The organism is Endozoicomonas gorgoniicola (assembly GCF_025562715.2).
Classification (GTDB): Bacteria; Pseudomonadota; Gammaproteobacteria; order Pseudomonadales; family Endozoicomonadaceae; genus Endozoicomonas_A; species Endozoicomonas_A gorgoniicola.
The window spans coordinates 2,921,555-2,935,889 of record NZ_JAPFCC010000001.1 but is presented as its reverse complement, the minus strand read 5'-3'; the positions used below and the strand labels follow the sequence as shown (position 1 = coordinate 2,935,889).

Here is a 14,335-nt window from a genome sequence, read left to right as displayed (position 1 = left end):
TAATGAAGTTTCAGCTGAATTGTCTTGATTCAGTACACATGATTTCAGCGCTTGTAACCAAAGCTTATAGAAGAACCGGCAATAAGTTCTTTGTTAGCTGGTGCGGTTCAAAAGGCTATTTAAGTCATTTGGAAATCAGTGCTGAAGGTAGCCAGGCTGAAGATACGAACAGGGTTTGGGCTCATGAATTGTTTACTAAAAAAGGGAGCTTTCGTAAACGAACGCTGATTGTTAGTTATTGCCATGAAAGCGGGGTTCATTTGGTGGTTAAATGAGCGTTGTTTTTAGGTTCACGATTGCACAATACTGGAGAAACAGAATGTCATTTGTAAACAAGGAACGATTCAAAGAGCTGATCAAAGAGTGTGTTTCAAAGGAAGTAAAAGAACTCTTTTACACTGATAAAAAGCTTGAAAAAGAAGCGGCTGAAATGGCTGAAGCACTTTTCTCAAAACTGGACAGCTTTCACGTAGTTACTCAAGAAGATATCGACGAACAGAATGAAGGCTATGGCGAAGATTATCTGGGATACTCAAAGCCTGGCGATCTTGTCTGGGATGATGGTGAAGTTTATCACTGCTCAAATATTCTTGATATTTGGGTTGAGCAGAACGAACAGTATGAAGTGAATGTGAAGGAAGCTGGTGTCAATGCAATGCATATTTACGCATCAGAGGTTATTGATAAATACAATGCTGATTCAGCGACATAACCCTTCAATCATCGGTTGCCAAAGACAATCCGTTGCATTGATTTGTTATCTGTAAATTAACTCTAAACTAAAGAGCGAAAACAATGAATACAAAAGAACTGGCTCAACAATTAAACGGTACTGAATACCCGCTTCGCCCAAGTGCCGAATTAAAAGAACAGGCCAAGGTTGCTGGCCTTGTGATTGTTTATGGTGCTTCAGATGACCTGATGGATTTTGACGGTGCTATTTATGATGAGCTTGGTTGTTATGAGGGTGGTATTGCTTTCGTTGATGAGAAAGGCTTGTTGCCTGAACGTAAAAACATTGAGGACGATGAAGAGCTGAAAGAGTTCTTTTCACGCCAGCCTAAAGCTAAAAGCATTGAAGCTGTTTTTGATGAAGATGATTACACTTGGCTATACAAAACCGACATCCCGCACGAAACTTTTGAGATCGTATCCGATGGAGAGAAGTACTGTAAAGGTATGGTGTTCTCATTAGCTGATATTTACAGATAACCCTGAAGTTGTGAGGCGTGCCGAAGGCACGTCCTTACGAACGACTTGGTATATTCACGGGAGATATTGATGGAAGTTTTAATTGATGGTGTGGCTTACGTACCTAAAAACGAAGTCCCTGAATTAACCGATGATCGACTAAAGAAATGTTTGGCTGAACTTACATCCATACAGCGTTTCCCGGAATGCTCTAATAAGCATCGGGCTTGGGCATGGGATGCAATGAATGCTATAGCTCCAGATATTGCTGAACTGAGTTCAAACGATCCGCAAGCCGCATTCGAGTTATTTAATGAGGACTAGTGAATATAACCCGTATTAGACGTACTCATCCGGATTTGCAGTTAAATACAGAGTTATCCGGATAAATCCACCTAATACTCAAATAGCTCAGGCACAATAACAAAAGGAGATTCAGTCATGTGGCAGCATGAAACTGAACACAGCAAAAGCCCTTCCTGCCAGGAAGATAAACGGCAGCAAATCGACAGAAAGGTTAAGGCGTTTCTCGCCAGGGGTGGGAAAATTACCGTTCTGCCTGCCCCCAAAGTTAAAGCACCGAATGCTTATCGTGTTTCTGTAAAAGGGGATGACTTGTAATGACCAGCAAGAAACTTTCCCCGGAAATGCAAAAAGCCTATAACCGTCTGAAAGAGCATGGGCGTTTAATCAAGTACAAAGGCGGCTTCTGGTCAGCGACAGAGGTTGAGACCCGTACCAGCCTTGTGACCGGCTACCCGATTCCCGCCTGGTTCTTTGGTACCCGGACTATCCAGGGGTTGATCCGGCGGGATCTGGCCAGAGTGGTTAAGGAACGGTGCTGGGATGGGGTGGTTTATCCGGTTGAGGTGGTAGTTGTAGTTTAACTCTTTGTGGTGTGTCAGCACCTTCTAATAATCCTGTGGCAGCAGGTAAAAAGTTCGGTCACGTAATTATGCTAACAACAGAATTAATGCTGTATGGTAAATATAAATCTCCAGTCATCAAGCTGGAGGACTGCTGTAAAGAGGTAACAGGCCTGTCCTATAAAAAAGCCTGTGAAAGCATCAATAAGGGGGACTGGCCATTTCCGGTATCACGAGCCTATGCCAGTACCAGAGCGCCTTACCTGGTTCATATCAGGGATTTGGCAAAGTATCTGGATGATACGTTTGCCAGCGCCAGAGATGATTACGAGAAACTTAATTAAACTGGGGCTTTTAAAGCCCCTTTAGCTTTTCAGCTACCTTATCTGGATTAATGTTTACATACCGCTGAAGCATTTTTACATCCTTGTGCCCTGAAATCTGACGGACTTCAAATTCAGACAGACCTGCATCAATTAATCGTGTCAGCCCTGTTCGACGGAGGTCATGAAAACGAAGGTCCTCAATTCCGAGCTTTTGGCAGGTGCGGTCCCAGGCTGCGCGGATTGAATCAGGTTTATAAGGAAATATTCGATTATTGATTCTGGGTTGTGACAAAATAATCTTTAATGCTCTCGGAGTCAGGGGGACATCCTGATCATTTGTGTGTTTGTTACTGGGGTCCTTTCTTTCCATGATTCTGATGATGGATCGTTCTTCAACAAGATCCGACCATTTCAGATTGCAGACTTCACTGCGGCGCATACCTGATTCATAGGCAAACTCGATGATATCTGCAGTGGGTATTTTGCGTTGTGGATTTGGTTTCCGTAGGTACTCAAGTACTCTTTCAAGCTCATTCCCACTGGCTTTACGGCTACGCTGCTTTGATTTGCTGATCAGGTTGTGTTCTTTCAGGGTCGGCATGGCCTTTACAAACACTTGGTCATCAATATTCAGCGACAGCACCACCTGAGCTTGCTTGAATACACTACGAAGGAATGAGATATCTTGCCAGATCGTCTGTGGTTGGCATTCGGCAAGCCGTCCCTGGCAATATTGGTATAGGTGTTGGGGGTTGAAATCCTTCAGCTTAATACGGCTGAGAAAAGGGTGGCCTTTCATGGAATTAAGAACTGCATTCTTACTGCGTCCGATTTTAGTGGCTTTTTTAAGATAGGCAGAGACCAGCTCGCCAACGGTCATATTCAGGGTTTCATCTTCTGCCAGAGATGAAACATTTTCAGCCCCGTCCAACTCCGAAGCCCGTTTGCGCTCCCATGCTTTAGCAGCGGTTAATGAACCGAAGGTTTTACTGTCTGAGTACGTTTCACCCTTAATCATTTTTTTGACTTGTACGGTATAACGCAACTTCCCACTTTTGGTTTTTCTCTTTAGGATGCTCATCTATACTTCTCACGGCATGTAGCAATAGATTGGAAATTTACTACATGTAGCAAATGAAGCAAGTTTTAAGGGTAAATTAGGGTCGTACGATGGTGCAAAAAGTAAATACTGATCAAGCTTTAACCACTGATATAAAAGGAAAAAGCCCTAAAGCCCTGTGTCGCCGGTTTTCCGTTGCGCCTATGATGGACTGGACTGACCGCCATTGTCGTTATTTCCATCGCCTGCTCTCAGAACATGCGGTTCTGTACACTGAAATGGTGACATCCGGCGCGCTGGTTTATGGTGACCGGGAGAGGTTTCTGAAGCATTCAGTTGCTGAATACCCCCTGGCCCTGCAGCTGGGTGGGCATGACCCTGATCATCTGGCGCAGTGTGCCAAAATGGCTGAGTCAGCCGGTTATCAGGAAGTCAATTTGAACGTTGGTTGCCCCAGCGACCGGGTTCAGAATGGCCGAATTGGTGCCTGCCTGATGGCAGAGCCTGAGACGGTGGCTGACGCGGTAAAAGCAATGAAGGACGCAGTGGATATTCCTGTCACGGTTAAGCACCGGATCGGGATTAATGGCAGGGAGTCTTATGAAGAGCTGGTGGACTTTGTCGGTACGGTCAAAGACGCTGGTTGTGAGACATTTATTGCCCATGCCCGAATTGCCATTCTTGAAGGGCTGTCTCCTAAAGAAAATCGTGATATCCCACCGCTGAAGCCGGAAGTGGTCTATCAGCTGAAGCGCGACTTTCCTGAACTGGAAATTACCATTAACGGTGGTATTGCCAGCTTCGATCAGATTGAACAGCACATGCTGCATGTTGATGGTGTGATGCTGGGGCGGGAGGCATATCACAATCCTTACCTGATGGCAGAAGTGGACAATCGCCTCTATGGCAGCAGTAAACCATTGCCCGAGCGCCGTGTTCTGATTGAGCAGATGGTGCCTTATATTGAAGAGCAGATGAGTAAAGGCGTTTATCTGAGCCACATTACCCGCCACATGCTCGGGTTGTACCAGGGCGAACCCGGAGCCAGAAAGTTCAGACGTTATATCAGTGAGAACGCGCACCGGAAAGGGGCTGGGGTTGAGGTGCTTCTGGCTGCGGTTGACGAAGTGGAAGCCATTCGTGAGCAGGCGAAAGAGCGCCAGATTGCACTGGCAGCAGGATCAGCTATCTGAATTATCGTCCTTGTCGTCGTCCTTGTCGTCGTCCTCGCCCTCGTCGTCCTCGTCGCGGGATGTCTGACCTTTTTCCAGTTGCTCGACCAGTTTACTGAACGCTTTGCGGTTATCTTCATTCAACGACATCAGTACTTTGTGGGCATTCAGAACCCGTTCCTGAGTGGCGGGTTCTGTACTGCTTTCACAGGGCAGGTCGTTCATCGGTAGCTCAATCAGCTCATCGAACTCCCGGACAAGGACAAAGACGGAATCAAACCCCATGCTGAGCAGAATCCGGGTAATATCGTCTTTGGTGGAAATAAGGATGGGGACAAGGTTAAAACGTTTTTTGGCCTGAATGGACAGTTTTGCCAGTATGCCAAGGGATGTGCTGTCAATCGTTGACGTTTCAGACAGATTTATGATGACCGAACTGAAATCCGGATCGTTAAACATGTTGTCCAGAAAGCTTTCCAGAGAGGAACACAGGGTTAAGCGAATTTCACCCAGGAATTTCAGCACATAAGTGCCTTCATTTTCTGCGAATTGTATTTTTCCAGCAGTCATTCAGTTTCGAGCCAGTACTAGCAAAGCGATATCATCCGGTGCTTCACGCATGGCGTCAAGCCCGAGCTTTTTCGTGAGCGCAGGTACGGAATTGGCACCATCCCTGATCACAGACAACAAATATTGCTCTTTTTCTTCAAGAGAAGACTGAGGGAGTACCTCAAGAATACCGTCTGACAGGATAGTTAAGGTGAATTGCTCAGGCAAGCTGATCGTCACATCCTCAAAGCGTGCGTCTTCAAACAGGCCTACCGGCAGTCCACGCCCTTCAATCGAATACGTTTTATCCGGTTCATGCATGATCGGCAGAGGGTAATGTCCGCCGAAGGCGTAAGTCAGGCTGTGGTTTCTGATATCGACAACGCCGCCAAATACAGCAACATGTTTGCCCAGTCCGCTTTTCAACAGATTTTTGTTGATATAACTAAGTACGTGGGATGGCTTGACCCTGACTTTTCCACCGTGTGACTGATATTCCTGTAGCAGGTTAATGGACATGTGCTTTAGCAGCACTGTGACGAAGGCTGATGATGCGCCATGCCCGGAAACATCCGCCAGGTAAAAGGCAAAACAGTGGTCGTTCAGGGCAAAGTAGTCAACGAAATCACCACTCAGGTAGAGTGAAGGGATAATGTGGTGGTCGACCCGGTAGCCTGCAAACTCAAGAGGCTTCTGGGGAAGCATGCGCATTTGAACTTCACGGCCAGCTTTCTGGTCTTCCTTCAGGAGTTGCAGATTGCCTTCAAGTGTTCTTATGGCTTCTTCAAGGCTTTCACGATAACGGCGGTTTTCAACCGCCAGCTGGGCATTTTCCAGAGCGCGGTTGATGGCGTATTCCAGCACTTCCAGATCGACTATCGGCTTGATGATGTAATCACTGGCTCCCAGGCGCAAGGCTTCCACCACGTCGGCCATGACCCCGGCGCCGGATACAACGATAAAGGGGAGTTCAGGTGAAATTTCCCTGACATTGCGTAACACCCCAAGCCCATCCATCCGGGGCATACGGAGGTCACAGAGGATCAGGTCGGGCTGGGACTCATTGTAGACGGCAAGTCCCTGCTCACCATTTTCAGCCTGCAGAATATTGAAGCCACTGTCTTCAAGATAAGCAACAATGCTTTCTCTGACGATCGTGTCATCATCAATAACAAGGATGGTATTACCAGCTTTGCTCATGAAAATTGCCACAGCAGTTGAGGAAAAGAAGACCGGTCTTGCAAAGTCCTGTGCATAGATTGTTAAACCACCTTTGGAACACGGCTGTCAGATACATCTGAAACATACTCTCAACCTGTGGTGGCTGCAAGCGAATGTGTAGGGATGTGATCTATTAATCTCAGGATTGTGGCAGTACCACTGTTTGGTCTATTCAGGTCTGGAATATGTATTGGGTATCAGAAAGACCATGGACCTCATTCTAAAGATCCACAGGGCATGGTGGCCGGAATTTAAAAGTCATCATCAGGTAATTCGCCCGTGATAATATAGTTACGGCGTTGCAGGTAAGCATCACGAATAAAAGAATAGCGGTCGCCGACAATCAGTTCTTCAGAACTGAGCAGGGCCGCCCGGGTGTTGACGAGATCCAGACCGTTTACAAACAGACGGTCACCCTGAGGCTCAACCATTTGTTTCGGGCTGACCATGCTGTCCGGGATAATGCCAACCCCTGAACGAACCGTTCTAGGCCCCAGCAGTGGCACTACAACAAAAGGACCCGATGGAACATCCCAGCGCGCCAGCGTCAGGCCGAAATCCTGATAGCGCTTTTCAATCCCAAGGGGACCGGCGACGTCAAGTATTCCCAGCATGCCAATGGTGGAGTTAATGCCAAAGCGACCAATAGCAGCCAGGGTGTCGCCTGCTTTCAGTTGCAGTAAGGAGTTGGCGGCATTACGGATTTCTCCAAGGTTGGAAAAGAAGTTGCTGACCAGCTGTTGAACAGGCTTCGGTGTTATGGTGTCGTAACCTTTTGCCACAGGTTTCAGGGCATAGGTATCAATCCATTCGTTGAACCCAAAAACCGAACGGTTCACATTTTCCCATGGATCATCGAAAGATACGCCTTTAGCAGCATGGGAGCTTGAGATAAATCCAGTCAGGAGTACTGCGGTTAGCAATTGCAGTATTCGCGACATCACACAACGTTTATCAGAACAAGAAATAAAAGTCACAGTCCTGTCCTCATGTCCTTTTATTTTTCTTAAAGTAGTCTAGGTTGCCTGGCTTGTACCGACTCTTAGTCCTTTGGGCGCAGGCTATAACTCTACCAGTATCCCACTAAGTATCTGGAAAATACAAATATTGCCCAAGAGATGGTCTTCCAGGCTGGATTACAGGTTTTATCGGTTGTTATTTACTAAAAGTGAGCTGAGAATTCTACTGCTGAACTCATTTTCAATTTACGACACCGTTTGCCGAATAATGAGATAGAGTTCACTGGAAGCCTTGATCAGGTTATGACATTATTTATGATTCGTCAGGCACGGGAGGAATCATGGAAGATAAAGTCCAGCCAGAGTATAAAGCGACTCAGGTAGTAGAAGTCGGAAGTTCAGAAGAGAGAGTCAGGGCTCTCAGAGAAGCGTACCTCAATGGCACGCTCGTAGTAGATAGTGCGAAACTTGCACAGAAAATGCTGAGTTTTGAACGCGAACTTGATCGCCTGTATCACAATGACAGCAAATAATTCCGATAGTCGTAGTTTATAGCGCAGACAATATTTGAAACCAGCACAGATTTGGTTACAATACGCAGCAAGCCAGCCGGAACAACACAGTAGCCCGCTGGCTTTTCTATGCTCCCGTGGCACAGTTGGATAGCGCAGCCGCCTCCTAAGCGGCAGGTCACAGGTTCGAATCCTGTCGGGAGCGCCATATACAGGAAAGGCTTCAGTTTTGAAGCCTTTCCTGTATATGGGCTATGGCTTTTCAGTGTTCATCTTTATTTTCATTTTCGGGAGAAATTTGCTCTTATCTGCCAATAGCCCTTTATCAGGCTGCGATGGGGCTTTCTAAATCCTTTATCTATATGGCGCTAAACGCCCAACAGTCACTCCCACCGGACCTGGCAAGATACCTGACAGTCAATAAGTACTGGAGCCTGGTAGGGACAGTATCCTGAAAAAGCGGTTAACTGACTTCTTACTGGTTTTCGCATAAATTGTTTGCATTCACATTGCCCTTAATAGCTAAACCTCCGGTTGCAGATAAAGACAGAAACTAATTATTTTTTATACGTCAGGTTCCCGCCTAAGGATATAGCAATGAATCCCAGCTTACATATAACCGATTTGAGGAAGGGAGATATTCTTATCCAGCACAGACAGGATAAAGAGCCAACAGAAGAGCTAATAACCCATGTAGCCATGGTCGCTGAAACCAGCATGCAAGATGATGCCAGCGGTACCTATAATCGTCCTTATATTTTTGAGATGACAGTACCCACAGGACACTGCTTAAACCTTATCTATTCTGAGAATAACAAAATCTGGAGTGTCTACCGCCTGATAATCAAAAGCTCAATAGAAGATAAGGAAGATACTAAAATGTCAAAATTACTTCCCGCTCAGGCAGCCTCATTGGGTTATGTATGGATATTTCATAAAGATTATCATTTTAAAAGTCACCATAAAGTGGTAAATCCCGGCTCCTACAGCGTACTTTCTATCGCTCCATCATTTCTGGGCTCATCAGAATTTACAGCCTATGCCCAGGCATACGCCCATAGTTTGTGGAAAAATAACAGAACCGAGCCGCCTGCCGAACTGAGCAGACCCGGCAGTCTGTTTTCAGGAGCAATTTGTACTTATCTTCCAATAGCGCTTTATCAGGCAGTTATGGGGCTTTCTAAATCCTTAATCTACATGGCAATAAACGCCAGGCAATCTGTCCCCCGGGATCTCGCAAGATATCTGACAATCAACAAGTACTGGAGTCTGGTAGGGACAGTCTCCGGAGATCCCGCTTAGTGGATCTCCGGCAGGGATTTGCCGACATCAGTATCTGCGACTCGCTTTCGATTGGTTTTTTTGGTACGGCTACAGTAGCGCCTTATTGATTTTGATTACCGCTTTCTGAATCTTTTTATCGTCCTTACGGTAGCAGGGGCGGTGAATATCGCCCGGATAGAAAATGGCAAAGTCACCTTCGCCCAGAGACAGGTACCTTTCATCTTTAATGCCTTCAACATAGGCGACATCCTGATCCAGAATATGGTCATCAGCCACACTGTCGTATTGATTGCTTTCGGAATAGCCAATCACTTCACGGCCTTTCAGGACGACTTCAATATCAACGTACTGGTCATGGAATTCAGGCGTCGTTACTTCGCAGTCACAGCCTTCGTGGGTGTCTGAGTACCAGTACAGGTCTTCACCCATGACTTCGTAACGCTTGCAGGCGGTCAGTGCGTCATCCATTCTGGCTATGATGTCTTTCATTGCCATTTTGATGATGGGGTTAAACTGGTGGATGTCGTCGATGTCTTTCAGATTACCGGTAATCATATCATTCTCATTATTGCGTTATTAAAAAGGAATCCGACATTTTCCTGAGCCTGCCTGATCATTATTTTTATACGACAGTACTTTTATACTCAGTGATAAGAGTGCACAGTTCTTTTAAAATAATGGCGTTGGCCAGAAAAAAAATTGACCTGTGACAATACAGCAAACTTTAATGGGGGAAGGAAGCGTTATGGAATCGACCGGAGATGATCTGAAAGATCATACTGAGTATGTGTTCTGGTTGGGAGAGCAGGAAGCACTGAACCTGGAAAAGCTTTAATGTCGACAGATTAAGCCCCTGATCAGGGCTTAATCTGGCTGAAGTCTGTGAGCAGTTCGTTCAGAATGTCCATTTTTTCTTTTGACAGGCTACTGGTCAGTTTGTGGTAGCTGGCATCTACTTCAGGTGCCATTTCTTTCAGCAGGCTGCGGGCTTTTTCGCTGGCACTGATCAGGGTGCGGCGATGATCGTCGGGAGACTTACGACGATGAACGTATTCCTGCTGCTCCAGACGCTGGATAATACCCGTCAGGCTGGGGCTGAGAATGCAGCAGGTTTCAGCCAGCTGCTTGGTTTCCATTTCCTCATGGTCATTCAGTACCCGCAAAACCCGCCACTGTTGTTCAGTAATGGAGTGTTCCTGAAGTATCGGGCGGAAAAAACTCATCGCAGCTTCACGAGCTTTCAGTAATTTCAGGGGTAAAGAGGTCTCGTATTTACGCATGGGTAATACTGCTTTATTTGGAGGGAGACGATTGTGTTCATGTTAGAGAGTATAATCAAGTTCCTGGTTAAAAAATGAGCTTTTTTTTACGACATATTGACTATTTTTTGTTAATGTTCGGACGTGAAGCAGATTGAGGAGTTTGGAAAACAGTCAGACATTCAGATATTCTCTGCAACCTTCCGGGCTGACTAAACCGCTGTGGCAGTTGTTTGCCCCTATGGCAAAAGCTGTGCTGTTATCGCCAAAAATTGACTACTTTTTATGTGTTTAAGTACCCGATCAAATGGAATCGAATATTTATGGCTTATTGGGTACTCATTCTCTTTGAACCAAAGGAGCCGCCTCTATATGCCTGTATCTTTTCCTGATCAGGAAAATGCTCTGAAGACCTACCTTGACAGCCACTGTGATAATCAGCAACAGGCTGACCTGATGGGAGAAACCCTGATCGGCGTGACTGCGGATGATGAAGTGACAGGCAGAGTGTCTAAATATCACGCTCATACGGGGGCTGGCGTATTGCACAGGGCGTTCAGTGTGTTGTTGTTCAATACGGTGGGAGAGCTGCTGATTCAGAAGCGTTCGGCAGAAAAGATCACCTTTCCCGGCTATTGGGCCAATACCTGTTGTTCTCACCCTCTTTATACTGAAGATGAACTGGAGACGACTGACAGTGCCGGGGTTAAGCGCGCAGCGATTCGCAAACTGGCTCAGGAGATGGGTATTGCAGGCGAACTGGCAGAAGATGATTTTACCGCCATGACCCGCCTGCATTACCGGGCAGAATCGGGCGTTGGCTGGGTGGAAGAGGAAATGGACTATATCCTTATTGCCAGAGCCAATGTCACACTGGCTCTGAATCCGAATGAGGTGGCGTCTGTTCAGTGGGTGTCCAGTGGTGAGCTGTCAGACCTGCTGAAGGATAAAGAGGTTCTGATTGCCCCTTGGTTCAGAGTTATTGCTGAACAACTGTTGCCGGGCTGGTGGCCTCACATCGAAGATCAGGATGCCTTGAAGCGCCTGGCTGACAGGCGCATTCTCAGGGCTTGATCCGGGGTTAAGCTTCCGTTTTACGGATGCCTTTGTCTTCAATAATGATCAGGCGCTGTTTGTATAAACCACCCAGAGCCATCTTAAAGGTACGCTTACTGGCTCCAAATTGTTTACGAATGATTGCCGGGTCGGTTTTGTCATTGACTGGCAGAAAACCGTTGTTGGCGTTTAGTTTGTCGAGAATAGCCTGACCCAGGTCAGACATTACACCTTTGTCAAAACCTGGTTTTTTCAGGCTTAAATCAATTTTACCGTCATCTCTGACCCGTTTAATGAAGCCATCCAGACGGTTGCCAATCTGGAGGGTTTTACCGGACTCCTGCACTTCATTATCAAAAATCAATCCCTGGTGGCGATTGTTGATAATAGCCATAAATCCCAGATCGGTACGATCACTGATCAGCAAAGAGACAGGCTGACCGTTCTTGTAGGCAGGTTTTTGCTGGTTCAGAAAACGGTTGATCTTGCTGGAAGCGACAATGCGACGGGTCTGGTCATCCTGGTACAGGTACACCACATAGGATTTACCGGCTTCCATCCGGCTTTTCTGCTCCGGATAAGGGCATAACAGGTCTTTGCCCAGGTTCCAGTCGAGAAATGCACCCACGGGGTTAACCTGTTTGACGGTCAGGCTGGCAAATTCGCCGATCTGTGCGAATGGGGTTTCAGTCGTAGCGATCAGGCAGTCATCAGAATCCAGATAGATAAAGACATCGACTTCATCACCCACCGAGCAGCCTTCCGGCACAAATCGTTTGGGTAGCAGAATTTCGTCGAACTGCTTACCGTCCAGAAATACCCCGAACCCGACCTTATCAACCACTTTCAGGCGGTTCCGGCGTCCAATTTTAACAAACTGTTCAGTCATAAGTGCAGTCCTGAGTAAAAATGGCGCAGAGTATAAACCTGAACACAGGGAGAGCAAATGGATATTGCTACTGAAGCTGTAATAGAACGAATTCCTCAGTCTTAGCAATATGGCTGGCAAAAGGCCGACGTTCCGGATCGTATAGTGTTGCACTGTTGATCAGTTCGTTCGATAAGCCATTGCAGCGTGAAAACGTTAATGAGTACAAAATTGCTGATGGTGTTGTGACCGTGGGCGCCAGTGAATATGAGCTACGGCATTCGCATATCCACGGACTGATTCCGGCTACCGCTCAGGTTATGATCACGCCATCTTTCTGATGGTGATCGAAATGGCTTCACTGTATTTCTACTATTCCTCCATGGACTCCGGCAAAAGCACTTATCTCTTGCAGGCGGCTCATAATTATGAATCGGCGGGTAAGCGCGTACTTCTGCTGACGCCTATGATTGACGACCGTTTCGGGGTAGGCAAAATAACCTCTCGCATCGGTTTGCAGAAAGAGGCAGTGAGCATCTCCGGCAATGAAAACCTGATGCAGCAGATTCGCACCGAACACGACGAATCTCGTTTAACCTGTGTGATGATTGACGAGGCACAGTTTCTCAGTGAACATCAGGTCTGGGAACTGTCTGATGTGGTTGACCAGCTGGGTATACCGGTGTTGTGTTTTGGCTTGCGCACCGATGCGTTTGGTGAAGCCTTTCCGGGCAGCAAAGTGCTGCTGGCCATTGCCGATGAACTGTGTGAGATCAAGAGCATCTGTAAGAAATGTGAAAAAAAGGCCACTATGCAGCTTCGTCTGGACGTCGATGGTCGTCCGGTGAGTTCAGGCTCACAGGTGCAGATTGGGGGGAACGATACTTATCTGTCGGTGTGTAGAAAACACTACAAAGAGATTTTAGGGAAGTAGCAGATAAAAATATCCCATCGTCATCCCCGCGAAGGCGGGGATCCACTACCGTGGTAGATTCCCGCCTTCGCGGGAATGACGGAGGCGCTGGTATGTTATTGAGTGCCACTTCCCTTAGAACAGTAAATAAATTGATTTTATTTATCGCATAATCCGCAGCAGATTCCTGATTTATAACGGTATAAAATACCCATTTTTCTATTGATAGAATCTGGTTAAATGGATTTTACGGTACTTGAATTAATAACGGCTTTTGTTGCGATTTTCTTTGGTGCCCTGGTTCAGGGAACCATTGGCTTTGGTCTGGCCATTGTTGCGGCTCCCATTCTTTATCTGGTAACGCCTGAGCTGGTACCGGGTTCCGTTATCCTGATGGGCATGTTGATTGGCAGCTTGACGGCGAAGCGCAGTCTCCATGCCGTGAAGCTGAATGATCTTAAGTCTGCCTTAATGGGACGTATTCCCGGATCACTGTTGGGGGGCGTGTTACTGACAATGATTTCCCAGCGCAGTATGGGGCTGTTGATGGGTGGTTCTGTGCTGTTTGCGGTACTGGCGAGTCTCAGCCCGTACAAGATTCATGCAAATAACAAAACCCTGTTTTCTGCCGGGCTTCTGTCGGGCATTATGGGAACGACCTCTTCGATTGGTGGCCCTCCCATAGCCCTGTTGATGCAGAACCAGAGTGGTGAGCGCATTCGGGCCAATCTGTCGGTTTACTTTGTTGTCAGTGCGGTCATTTCTCTATCGATCCTGACCTACAGTGGTCAGTTTGGCTGGTTGCAGCTGAAATACGGTTTACTGTTTGTTCCCTGTGTGCTGGCAGGTAATCTGGTGGCCAGAAAGCTGGTGCCTCACGTAGATCAGGCTATGATTCGTAAGGCGTTGCTGGTGTTGTGTTCTATTGCGGGTATTGGCGCAATGGTTGCCGCTATTTGAATGTAAGTGAATTGCAGTTGACATCTTCCTCCGAAATTGTGTAATTTGCGCACATGCGCTGATTTGTCTTGGCTTGCGGGCGCAATAAAAATACCGCTAAAAGAAGGGTTTATCGAAAGATTTTATGAAAAACCACTCT

At 46.8% G+C, this 14,335-nt stretch carries 22 protein-coding genes and 1 tRNA gene; 16 read left to right on the top strand and 7 right to left on the bottom strand.

The features are described from left to right. Positions 1-2: 2 nt before the first annotated feature. From NX722_RS13485 to NX722_RS13455, 7 genes are all read left to right on the top strand, one after another. On the top strand, positions 3-275 hold the full coding sequence (locus NX722_RS13485) for a hypothetical protein (protein WP_262568438.1): 273 nt from the start codon (positions 3-5) through the stop codon (positions 273-275). Positions 276-319: 44 nt separating this feature from the next. Further along, entirely contained in the window at positions 320-712 is a 393-nt protein-coding gene (locus NX722_RS13480; protein WP_262568437.1) for a hypothetical protein, read from the top strand. Between the two features lie 83 nt (positions 713-795). Beyond that, a complete protein-coding gene (locus NX722_RS13475) occupies positions 796-1,212 on the top strand; it encodes a hypothetical protein (RefSeq protein WP_262568436.1) in 417 nt (138 codons plus the stop codon). Between the two features lie 69 nt (positions 1,213-1,281). Then, on the top strand, positions 1,282-1,515 hold the full coding sequence (locus NX722_RS13470; protein ID WP_262568435.1) for a hypothetical protein: 234 nt from the start codon (positions 1,282-1,284) through the stop codon (positions 1,513-1,515). 117 nt (positions 1,516-1,632) lie between these two features. Then, positions 1,633-1,812, top strand: coding sequence for a hypothetical protein (locus tag NX722_RS13465; protein ID WP_262568434.1), 180 nt, complete (start codon positions 1,633-1,635; stop codon positions 1,810-1,812). After that, positions 1,812-2,078: a hypothetical protein gene (locus tag NX722_RS13460; protein WP_262568433.1), complete on the top strand. Its 267-nt coding sequence runs from the start codon at positions 1,812-1,814 to the stop codon at positions 2,076-2,078. Before NX722_RS13465 ends, NX722_RS13460 begins: the two co-directional genes overlap by 1 nt. Before the next feature lie 68 nt (positions 2,079-2,146). Continuing rightward, entirely contained in the window at positions 2,147-2,401 is a 255-nt protein-coding gene (locus NX722_RS13455; protein ID WP_262568432.1) for a pyocin activator PrtN family protein, read from the top strand. Positions 2,402-2,411: 10 nt separating this feature from the next. Here NX722_RS13455 and NX722_RS13450 read toward each other — a convergent pair whose 3' ends face one another. Then, the gene (locus NX722_RS13450; protein ID WP_262568431.1) at positions 2,412-3,464 is read right to left on the bottom strand and encodes a tyrosine-type recombinase/integrase; all 1,053 of its coding nucleotides are present in this window, start codon (positions 3,462-3,464) and stop codon (positions 2,412-2,414) included. Between the two features lie 89 nt (positions 3,465-3,553). Between NX722_RS13450 and dusA the strand changes: the two genes are divergently transcribed. Further along, positions 3,554-4,636: a tRNA dihydrouridine(20/20a) synthase DusA gene (gene dusA / locus NX722_RS13445; RefSeq protein ID WP_262568430.1), complete on the top strand. Its 1,083-nt coding sequence runs from the start codon at positions 3,554-3,556 to the stop codon at positions 4,634-4,636. Here the strand turns inward: dusA and NX722_RS13440 are convergent. The 3 genes from NX722_RS13440 to NX722_RS13430 form a co-directional block, all read right to left on the bottom strand. Then, on the bottom strand, positions 4,625-5,185 hold the full coding sequence (locus tag NX722_RS13440) for an STAS domain-containing protein (protein ID WP_262568429.1): 561 nt from the start codon (positions 5,183-5,185) through the stop codon (positions 4,625-4,627). The genes dusA and NX722_RS13440 overlap by 12 nt on opposite strands. Then, positions 5,186-6,364, bottom strand: coding sequence for a response regulator (locus NX722_RS13435; protein ID WP_262568428.1), 1,179 nt, complete (start codon positions 6,362-6,364; stop codon positions 5,186-5,188). A gap of 272 nt (positions 6,365-6,636) precedes the next feature. Beyond that, positions 6,637-7,362, bottom strand: a complete 726-nt coding sequence (locus tag NX722_RS13430; RefSeq protein WP_262568427.1) for an MlaA family lipoprotein — start codon at positions 7,360-7,362, stop codon at positions 6,637-6,639. A gap of 323 nt (positions 7,363-7,685) precedes the next feature. Here NX722_RS13430 and NX722_RS13425 point away from each other — a divergent pair, with 323 nt between their 5' ends. The 3 genes from NX722_RS13425 to NX722_RS13415 all read left to right on the top strand — a co-directional run bounded on the left by NX722_RS13425 (position 7,686) and on the right by NX722_RS13415 (position 9,158). After that, on the top strand, positions 7,686-7,877 hold the full coding sequence (locus NX722_RS13425) for a flagellar biosynthesis anti-sigma factor FlgM (protein WP_262568426.1): 192 nt from the start codon (positions 7,686-7,688) through the stop codon (positions 7,875-7,877). A 110-nt stretch (positions 7,878-7,987) separates the two neighbouring features. Then, a tRNA-Arg gene (locus NX722_RS13420) sits at positions 7,988-8,064 on the top strand. 326 nt (positions 8,065-8,390) lie between these two features. Beyond that, a complete protein-coding gene (locus NX722_RS13415) occupies positions 8,391-9,158 on the top strand; it encodes a hypothetical protein (protein WP_262568425.1) in 768 nt (255 codons plus the stop codon). Between the two features lie 69 nt (positions 9,159-9,227). On the opposite strand, the gene NX722_RS13410 is transcribed toward NX722_RS13415, so the two are convergent. After that, positions 9,228-9,695, bottom strand: coding sequence for a YhcH/YjgK/YiaL family protein (locus NX722_RS13410; protein WP_262568424.1), 468 nt, complete (start codon positions 9,693-9,695; stop codon positions 9,228-9,230). A 190-nt stretch (positions 9,696-9,885) separates the two neighbouring features. On the opposite strand from NX722_RS13410, the gene NX722_RS13405 reads away from it, so the two are divergent. Beyond that, entirely contained in the window at positions 9,886-9,975 is a 90-nt protein-coding gene (locus NX722_RS13405) for a DOPA 4,5-dioxygenase family protein (protein ID WP_262568423.1), read from the top strand. Positions 9,976-9,997: 22 nt separating this feature from the next. Here the strand turns inward: NX722_RS13405 and hpaR are convergent, their stop codons facing one another. After that, entirely contained in the window at positions 9,998-10,420 is a 423-nt protein-coding gene (gene hpaR / locus NX722_RS13400) for a homoprotocatechuate degradation operon regulator HpaR (RefSeq protein ID WP_262568422.1), read from the bottom strand. A 351-nt stretch (positions 10,421-10,771) separates the two neighbouring features. Here hpaR and idi point away from each other — a divergent pair, with 351 nt between their 5' ends. Next, positions 10,772-11,473 (top strand): isopentenyl-diphosphate delta-isomerase, encoded by a 702-nt coding sequence (idi, locus tag NX722_RS13395; protein WP_262568421.1) that lies wholly within the window; start codon positions 10,772-10,774, stop codon positions 11,471-11,473. A 7-nt stretch (positions 11,474-11,480) separates the two neighbouring features. Here idi and NX722_RS13390 read toward each other — a convergent pair whose 3' ends face one another. After that, positions 11,481-12,344: a CvfB family protein gene (locus NX722_RS13390; protein WP_262568420.1), complete on the bottom strand. Its 864-nt coding sequence runs from the start codon at positions 12,342-12,344 to the stop codon at positions 11,481-11,483. 155 nt (positions 12,345-12,499) lie between these two features. On the opposite strand from NX722_RS13390, the gene NX722_RS13385 reads away from it, so the two are divergent. The 3 genes from NX722_RS13385 (at position 12,500) to NX722_RS13375 (ending at position 14,196) form a co-directional block, all read left to right on the top strand. Further along, on the top strand, positions 12,500-12,664 hold the full coding sequence (locus NX722_RS13385; protein ID WP_262568419.1) for a hypothetical protein: 165 nt from the start codon (positions 12,500-12,502) through the stop codon (positions 12,662-12,664). An 11-nt stretch (positions 12,665-12,675) separates the two neighbouring features. Further along, on the top strand, positions 12,676-13,257 hold the full coding sequence (locus NX722_RS13380; RefSeq protein ID WP_262568418.1) for a thymidine kinase: 582 nt from the start codon (positions 12,676-12,678) through the stop codon (positions 13,255-13,257). Positions 13,258-13,476: 219 nt separating this feature from the next. Beyond that, positions 13,477-14,196 carry a sulfite exporter TauE/SafE family protein gene (locus NX722_RS13375; RefSeq protein WP_262568417.1) on the top strand — a complete coding sequence of 240 codons (720 nt, stop codon included), beginning with the start codon at positions 13,477-13,479 and terminating at the stop codon, positions 14,194-14,196. Positions 14,197-14,335: the final 139 nt, after the last annotated feature.